This is a genomic window from Pseudoalteromonas rubra (assembly GCF_005887095.1).
GTDB lineage: Bacteria > Pseudomonadota > Gammaproteobacteria > Enterobacterales > Alteromonadaceae > Pseudoalteromonas > Pseudoalteromonas rubra_E.
The window spans coordinates 1-254 of sequence record NZ_PNCI01000174.1; the positions used below are offsets into that span (position 1 = coordinate 1).

1 pseudogene is annotated in these 254 nt (G+C 37.0%); it reads left to right on the forward strand.

Annotation, left to right across the window (positions count from 1 at the left end):
• Positions 1 to 131: 131 nt before the first annotated feature.
• Positions 132 to 254, forward strand: a pseudogene (locus tag CWB99_RS24740) (IS110 family transposase); the annotation flags it as partial.

A 254-nucleotide genomic window follows, 5' to 3' on the forward strand; every position in this document is an offset into this window, starting at 1 on the left:
AGCGAAGAATGAGCGCAAGCCAAGAATTTTGCGTCCATTTTTGTAAGGCGCTTGATACTTATTGAACCTTCTCCCCGAAGTTTAGCGAAATACTAAACTTCAAGGCGACCAAACCAAGAGGAGAAAGCTCAATGAAATTTTATACCAAATTACATGATTTTTACTGTGGTATCGACTTACATGCTCGAATTCTTTATGTCTGTATCTTGAATGACAAGGGTGAAAAGGTTGTTCATAAAAAGATAAAAGCAGAT